Here is a 6,627-nt window from a genome sequence, read left to right on the forward strand (position 1 = left end):
AAGATTGTTATTAAAACGGCAATCAAATAATTATTGTTTTGAGAAAAAGCCCATATACCAGAGCATTTTGTTTCTTAAAGCTGTAATAATTATTGCCTTATTAATATAAGAAGAAATTCCGATAACATCGGTTGACACGTCGGTCAAAAAGTATTATTATGATAACAATGGAAATATTATCCGTCAGACGCAATCGGACGGCGCAGATAACGAACATATCTATGACGCTGGCGGAAGACTGACTCTGATAAAGCAGAAAAACGGCACGGAATACGAATATACAAAGTATGTATACGATATCGCGGGGAAAATGACCTCGATGTATACCGGTATGTCCTCGCCGACAAATACGACAGGCGCGTCGCTCACGACATACACCTATGACCATATGGGCAACTAGCTATACAAATGGGTAATGGCATATGGGGAGAAGAAGGATGGATTAAATGCAATCCAGAGGTTATAATGACTGACAAATCTAAAGTTTGTATACATTTCGTATTTAATATAATTACAGGCTAATTTGATGATTTTAAATGATATGGATTATTATATGGACAATCTTTTAATTAAACGAGTATGGGAAGACATTGACTTTTTTGAAATTGAAGTCATAGCACAATCAAAACTTATTAGAGCAAGTATAAGAAGCTACACAACTTCAGAAGCAATAAATGAACTAGCTATAAGATTGTCAACCTTTCCGAAGAAAAACAATGATAGATATCTTTGGGAAAACGGCGTTAAAGGGAACAGCTCAACACCGTTTCTTTCACTAGAAATTTGGTGCAGTGATATGCTTGGTCACATTATTATTGAGGTATATATGGAATTGGATGATGGAGGCTCGTATGATAAACATAATTGCTGCTTTTTCATTAATACTGAAGTAGGATTATTACAAAGATTTGGTAAATCTCTAGTTTTACTTAATGAACGTGGTATAGCAAAGCAATTATTTCTTAACGACGACAACCACCTACGGCTATGACGCGAACGGAAACCAGACCACAAAGACGACGGACGGTGTAACTCAGACTTCAACGTATAACCTCTTCGGACAGCTCACAGGCGACGGGATTCTGACCTACACCTACCGTACGGACGGACTCAGACGCACGAAGTCTGACGGCACGACAACGACCGTTCATGTATGGGACGGCGGCAATATCGCTGCCGAGATGCAGAACAATGCCATTACAGTCACCTATATCCGCGGCATAAACCTCATCGCGTCCGATGCGGACGGCGTAAGGACGTATTACCTCTATAACGCTCACGGTGACGTGGTGAATCTTACAGATTCATCCGCGACTGCAATTAAATCCTATGACTATGACGCCTTCGTTGTTGAGAGGAACATAGCTTCCAGCGATGCCAACCCGTTCAGATACTGTGCGGAGTATTATGATAAGGAGACCGGGGAGATATATCTCCGGGCGAGGTATTATAACGCAAGCATAGGAAGATTTACACAGCAGGACGGATGGGGTTATGCGGATAGCAACGATCCGCTGAGCTTAAATCTATATGTGTATTGCGTGGGCAATCCGGTTATGTACGTTGACCCTTCAGGAAATGCATTAATTCATTGGTTGGCTATTGCAGGAATTATTGTGACCGGGCTTACAGTTATTTTCCAGCTGGTGGTTCAATAGCAGCAGGGGCGGCAGCAGTTGGAGCAGTAGCAAGTGGAATGGCGGCTGCGACAACGGCTTCAACTGTAGCTGCCGGAGCATTTATTGGTTCATCAATGGTGGCGGGCGGCGTTCTCATGATGGCTGATTATAGTTCAGGAGAGAATTTTGCCAACTCTGCTGATTGGTGGACAGTAGGAAGTACAGCTGTAGGCGCTGTGGTCGGTGGCGCATATGGTTACGCTATAAGCCCCAAAACTCCACAGGGTCAATGGCATAATGTTAATGAATCAATGAGTAAAGCATCCCGTGACTACCAAACGCAGATTACAGGAAGAACTGGACAATCATATGTTGTTAATGGAGTAAAGTTTGATGGCGTGAGTTCATAGGGTAGACTTATGGAGGTTAAAGGTGATTACTCAAGCTTCGTTGGTAAGAACGGTCAGTTCCAGAGTTGGTTTTCAGGGGGACAAGGGCTAATTGATCAAGCCAATAGACAATTGAGTGCAGCTGGAGGTACAGCAATTGATTGGTATGTAAGCAATCAAGCTAGCTTAAATGCTATGAAAGATTTATTTGCCAGAGAAGGAATTAAGGGAATAAACTTTATTCTTCAAGCTCCGAAATAAAGAATATCTTCCCGTGCCTTTCCAAAAGAAAGGCACGGGAATGAAAGTGAGGTTTTGTATGGTACAGTCTTTTTGCATGGTTTTATGGTGTGGACCACAAAAAATGTCCACGTCTGATATGGCTGATGTTTCCTATAAAATTATAAAAACACTAAAAGAATTTGGGGAGGAGCTTGATCACAAATATTTAAAAGTTCATAAAAAAAAGGATGCAAAGGAGTTTGACTTTACTAAGGAGAACTTAGAAAAGTTAATTGAAAAAAGCATTAATAAAGAAGGCAAGGTTCTTTTTAATGATTTGCCGAGAAGACTTGGCTTTTTTTCATCAATGAATGAGGATAAGTCATCTGGATTAAGCATAGGTATTGGCGGAACAAATCCAGCGCTTAACAATTCTGTAACTATTTCGCTGCCATATGGAGGCTTCTCGGGGTTCGCGGATCGTAAAAGTGATTTTTATAATCTCTTTAAAAATTTAGTTAGTATATTCAAGCCATATTTTGCTTTTGTATACAATAATTTTAACAAACAATTGGCAGAAGATTTTTGGAGTAATAAGCCGACATATGTCCACTGGTTAAACTTTTACTCCAATGCAACAATCGACATAATTGGAAAGAAGCGAATAGAATCTCTGGATAATGTCGAATGGGTAAAATCCGGTTGCTTTATTAAACTTCAAGATGAGCCAATTGACATTGAGAATCCAGAACATCTATTGTTACAGAAAAGAGTCAGTGAGCAGATGGAACTCATCTAGGGCGAGATAGCCGCTTTTAGATAATCCCTTTGCGACTGCAATAAAATCTATGACTATGACGCCTTTGGCGTTGAGAGGAACATAGCGTCCGGCGATGCCAACCCGTTCAGATACTGCGCGGAGTATTACGATAAGGAGACCGGGGAGATATATCTCCGGGCGAGGTATTATGATCCTGCAACGGGTCGGATGTTGAGCGAGGATAGTATTCTTTGTATTACTCGCCAAATGCCCAATAAACAAAGAATTGTGGATCCGTTAAGCTTGAATTTATATACTTATGCACATAATAATCCTATAAGGTATAAAGATTCAAGCGGGCGCTGGATTGAATCGGTTTGGGATGCTTTTAATATAGGACTGGACGTCTTGGATATCGGCATGGACTTATATTCAGGAGATTATTGGAGCCTGCTGATAGACATTCCTTCACTGATTGGAGACGGTATATCCATTGCGGTTCCGCTTATTCCCGGCGGAATTGGCACATTAAAGGCACCTTTACGCACAACAAAATCAATAAAAACATTTGATAAAATTAAAGACCTTATAAAAACAGGTACACAACTAGATTGGTTTGCAAAAAAGTTTTTACGCCGTGAAGCACGCGATTTTTTGTTAAAAAATTCGGATGATTTTGCAAAAGCAATTGCAAAAGGAACAAAACTTGATGTTCATCATATCATACCGCTGGAATGGGCGCATGTGATGGGCAAAGGATTCGATCCTAATATGTTGGATAATCTTGCAGGCGTTGACCCGACGATACATAAAAAAATAAACCAACTGTGGAATGAATTCAGGAATGACTGGAAAGAAATATCTCCAACAATAGATGATATCTATAAAAAAACAAAAGAAATAAATGATAAGTTCGGAGATTATTTTGTCAGATAAGAGGATAATGCATGAATACGAATGATATTGCTTTAATCGAAAAAGAGTTAGGTATTAAGCTTACACAAGCTTATATTGATGCTGCAACCAAAGCTAGTTTAGCAAATACCAAATTTAAAGATTTTTTCTTTGACGATGCCAAAAAAATAATATCTACAAATAAGCGTTTACGAGAAAAAGGTATGTATGGCAAAAAACTACTTGAATATCATTTTGTTGTTGGCTATCGAAAAGATGGAGGTGAATATTATTTTATAGACCTACTCACAGAAAACGGATGTGTATATTTAGCCAACAGAACAAAAGGATGGGCATACTCACCAGATAATTTAAGTAATAACGATCTAAAAATATATTCATCAATTGATGAATATATTAAAGAACGATTGTTTTGGGCTAGGCGTATAGAAGAAAGCTCTAGAAATGATCGACCTGAATATACGGAAGAGGAAAAGCAGAAAATGATAGCAGACTTTTTTGCAGATATGAACAAGCAATTTCCAAGGAAGAAATAATAATCTATAGAATATTTAATCACCCCCAAACCTATACCAAAACAAAAGGAAAAACAATATGAAAAAACGAATAATAAGCATAATATTTTCAATAGCGCTGATATTCGTCTTCGGCGCGCCGATGTAGTTGGGACGGCGGCAATATCGCTGCCGAAATGCAGAACAATGCGGTCACTGTCACTTATATCCGCGGTATAAATCTCATCGCGTCCGATGTGGACGGTGTAAGGACATATTACCTCTACAACGCTCACGGCGACGTGGTTGGCTTGATGTTGGCTTTTCAACAGCTTCGGGAGCGATCATGGGTAAATTAGGAGATAAACTTAGCGGGATAATGGGTATACCAGATGTCCCGGTATCACATCTTAATTCCATGAGTTCTGTTCTGGCAAAACGGATCAGTAATGCAGTAAGATATCAACTTGGGAAGGGCGCAACAAAAGAAATTGGTAATGCTATTAAGTACTACTTTTCACAAACAGCAACATCCATTTGGAAAACAATCATTAAAACGCTCTTAGTTGAAGGAGCGAGAGACACAACAATAGAAAATATAATCGATGCTACAGGTCTTGAAAGTAAAGCTCAAGATGAAATTAGAAGAGCATTTTCTGGCAAGCAGCAAAACATGGTTAATTATTATGAATTACAATTACCCAGTGCTCGGTATTCTTTTAATATCAACAGGCATATTTCTTTGCATTCTATTAATGAGAAAGTTTGTTTTTCTCTGCGCATATGTCGGCGTAAGCACAACCAGAGTAAAAAAAATTTTAAAAAAGCGATTCGGCTTTAATCGAATTTTACTGCTCTTCTGTTTAGAATATTCAAATCCGAAAGAGACACTTTTGTGTATAATTTGTTATTGGATATTTACTTTAAGCAGTGTATTATGTATAGGTCTTACAATTGTTGGTATATTTATTCAAAATGATATAATTAAAGCTTTATATCACGATATTAGCTTATTGGCACCCTCAACAATGATAATTAGCACAGTAGTTGTATTAATCTCACGTTATTAGAAATGGAAATATACAATAATGAAAGATAGAGGAGGAGTATCAAATGCCTGAATATTTCGATTTAACTTTTTTCCTTGACAAAGAAAAAGCAAAAAAAGAACAAGCAGAAGATAAATTTTTAAAATTATTTACTTTTCATGAAGGAAGACAGGAAGTATTAAATCATCAATACCCGCTTTTCGTTGGGAAAGAAGTATATTTTAGTGTATATGAATATGATGAAGTCGATTATATTGAAATTGGAATCTACTTATCAGAATTTGTCTTTACTCCCAAAAACTTTGAAAAAAATATCAATAGACTGTTACAAGTAGTCGATGTTTGTTTCAATCAAATAAATTCAATATTATTTGCAACAGGAATTTATGAATTAACCTATGATTACATAAAAGGAATTAATTTTTATAAGAATGTTAATGAAAGTGTTTTATCAAAATTCCCAATCTTATTTTTAAAGTCAGGACATAGTTTTAGTTTCCTACCAACTTATAACTATGGTTGTGTGTCATGTGTAATTAATAAAGATGCCCAAAATATTTATGCTAATCCGACCAAAGAGATTATGGTAGATTATGGATTGAGCTTTAAAGAAGCTGATAAAGAAGAATAAAAAGGAGGTAAATTGAGTAGATAACAGTTCTAGTTATGTTGTTGACATAGAAGAATTAAATGGTATAGCAATATTATCAACACAAACCGCAGGTGACGGTTCTTGAAGTTGACACCGACATCTGCAGCGTGACACGTTTTAACAAAGTTAATCACCAAATATAGGCAAAGAATATCTATAATAATACAATGTTGTTATTATAATTGTAAATTAAATCCATTGTAATTTGTTGTAATTATGGAACGTCACCTATTCAGACAACAATAAAATAAAAAGGAAAGACAATATGAAAAACGAATAATAAGCATAATATTTATAATAGCGCTGATTGATGATTAATAAAAGGAGTAATACAAATGGGAACATGGGGTGCAGGGCTGTATGCCAATGACAGCACATGCGATGTACGTGATAGTTATATTAAATATCTTCAAGATGGACTTAGTAATTCGGAAGCATATGAAAAAACACTAAAAGATTATGAGGAACTAATAGGAGATCAGGACGAGCCATTTCTTTGGTTTGCTCTTGCAGAAACACAATGGAAA

At 37.0% G+C, this 6,627-nt stretch carries 12 protein-coding genes; 11 read left to right on the top strand and 1 reads right to left on the bottom strand.

Going from position 1 to position 6,627, the window contains the following annotated elements:
- Positions 1–526: 526 nt before the first annotated feature.
- Positions 527–991, top strand: coding sequence for a hypothetical protein (locus VB118_11150; protein MEA4833156.1), 465 nt, complete (start codon positions 527–529; stop codon positions 989–991).
- A 49-nt stretch (positions 992–1,040) separates the two neighbouring features.
- Here VB118_11150 and VB118_11155 read toward each other — a convergent pair whose 3' ends face one another.
- Positions 1,041–1,280 carry a hypothetical protein gene (locus tag VB118_11155; GenBank protein ID MEA4833157.1) on the bottom strand — a complete coding sequence of 80 codons (240 nt, stop codon included), beginning with the start codon at positions 1,278–1,280 and terminating at the stop codon, positions 1,041–1,043.
- Positions 1,281–1,286: 6 nt separating this feature from the next.
- On the opposite strand from VB118_11155, the gene VB118_11160 reads away from it, so the two are divergent.
- The 10 genes from VB118_11160 to VB118_11205 all read left to right on the top strand — a co-directional run.
- The gene (locus VB118_11160) at positions 1,287–1,658 is read left to right on the top strand and encodes an RHS repeat-associated core domain-containing protein (protein ID MEA4833158.1); all 372 of its coding nucleotides are present in this window, start codon (positions 1,287–1,289) and stop codon (positions 1,656–1,658) included.
- A gap of 38 nt (positions 1,659–1,696) precedes the next feature.
- Positions 1,697–2,029 carry a hypothetical protein gene (locus VB118_11165; GenBank protein ID MEA4833159.1) on the top strand — a complete coding sequence of 111 codons (333 nt, stop codon included), beginning with the start codon at positions 1,697–1,699 and terminating at the stop codon, positions 2,027–2,029.
- Between the two features lie 9 nt (positions 2,030–2,038).
- Positions 2,039–2,269: a Tox-REase-5 domain-containing protein gene (locus tag VB118_11170; GenBank protein ID MEA4833160.1), complete on the top strand. Its 231-nt coding sequence runs from the start codon at positions 2,039–2,041 to the stop codon at positions 2,267–2,269.
- A gap of 58 nt (positions 2,270–2,327) precedes the next feature.
- A complete protein-coding gene (locus tag VB118_11175; GenBank protein MEA4833161.1) occupies positions 2,328–3,029 on the top strand; it encodes a hypothetical protein in 702 nt (233 codons plus the stop codon).
- A gap of 45 nt (positions 3,030–3,074) precedes the next feature.
- On the top strand, positions 3,075–3,926 hold the full coding sequence (locus tag VB118_11180; protein ID MEA4833162.1) for an RHS repeat-associated core domain-containing protein: 852 nt from the start codon (positions 3,075–3,077) through the stop codon (positions 3,924–3,926).
- A gap of 11 nt (positions 3,927–3,937) precedes the next feature.
- Positions 3,938–4,441, top strand: a complete 504-nt coding sequence (locus VB118_11185; protein ID MEA4833163.1) for a hypothetical protein — start codon at positions 3,938–3,940, stop codon at positions 4,439–4,441.
- 155 nt (positions 4,442–4,596) lie between these two features.
- Positions 4,597–4,758 carry a hypothetical protein gene (locus VB118_11190; GenBank protein MEA4833164.1) on the top strand — a complete coding sequence of 54 codons (162 nt, stop codon included), beginning with the start codon at positions 4,597–4,599 and terminating at the stop codon, positions 4,756–4,758.
- Entirely contained in the window at positions 4,746–5,240 is a 495-nt protein-coding gene (locus VB118_11195; protein ID MEA4833165.1) for a hypothetical protein, read from the top strand. The genes VB118_11190 and VB118_11195 overlap by 13 nt, the downstream gene beginning before the upstream one ends.
- A 272-nt stretch (positions 5,241–5,512) precedes the next feature.
- Positions 5,513–6,079, top strand: a complete 567-nt coding sequence (locus VB118_11200; GenBank protein ID MEA4833166.1) for a hypothetical protein — start codon at positions 5,513–5,515, stop codon at positions 6,077–6,079.
- 356 nt (positions 6,080–6,435) lie between these two features.
- A partial coding sequence (locus tag VB118_11205; protein ID MEA4833167.1) for a hypothetical protein occupies positions 6,436–6,627 on the top strand: 192 nt, incomplete at its 3' end.

This window comes from Oscillospiraceae bacterium, assembly GCA_034925865.1.
GTDB lineage: Bacteria > Bacillota > Clostridia > Oscillospirales > SIG627 > SIG704.

Excerpts from the sequence above, each read along its gene's own strand:
- VB118_11150 (MEA4833156.1), top strand. The coding sequence starts at position 527 with ATGATTTTAAATGATATGGATTATTATATGGACAATCTTTTAATTAAA.
- VB118_11165 (MEA4833159.1), top strand. The coding sequence starts at position 1,697 with ATGGCGGCTGCGACAACGGCTTCAACTGTAGCTGCCGGAGCATTTATT.
- VB118_11170 (MEA4833160.1), top strand. The coding sequence starts at position 2,039 with ATGGAGGTTAAAGGTGATTACTCAAGCTTCGTTGGTAAGAACGGTCAG.
- VB118_11175 (MEA4833161.1), top strand. The coding sequence starts at position 2,328 with ATGGTACAGTCTTTTTGCATGGTTTTATGGTGTGGACCACAAAAAATG.
- VB118_11185 (MEA4833163.1), top strand. The coding sequence starts at position 3,938 with ATGAATACGAATGATATTGCTTTAATCGAAAAAGAGTTAGGTATTAAG.
- VB118_11190 (MEA4833164.1), top strand. The coding sequence starts at position 4,597 with ATGCAGAACAATGCGGTCACTGTCACTTATATCCGCGGTATAAATCTC.
- VB118_11195 (MEA4833165.1), top strand. The coding sequence starts at position 4,746 with ATGGGTAAATTAGGAGATAAACTTAGCGGGATAATGGGTATACCAGAT.
- VB118_11200 (MEA4833166.1), top strand. The coding sequence starts at position 5,513 with ATGCCTGAATATTTCGATTTAACTTTTTTCCTTGACAAAGAAAAAGCA.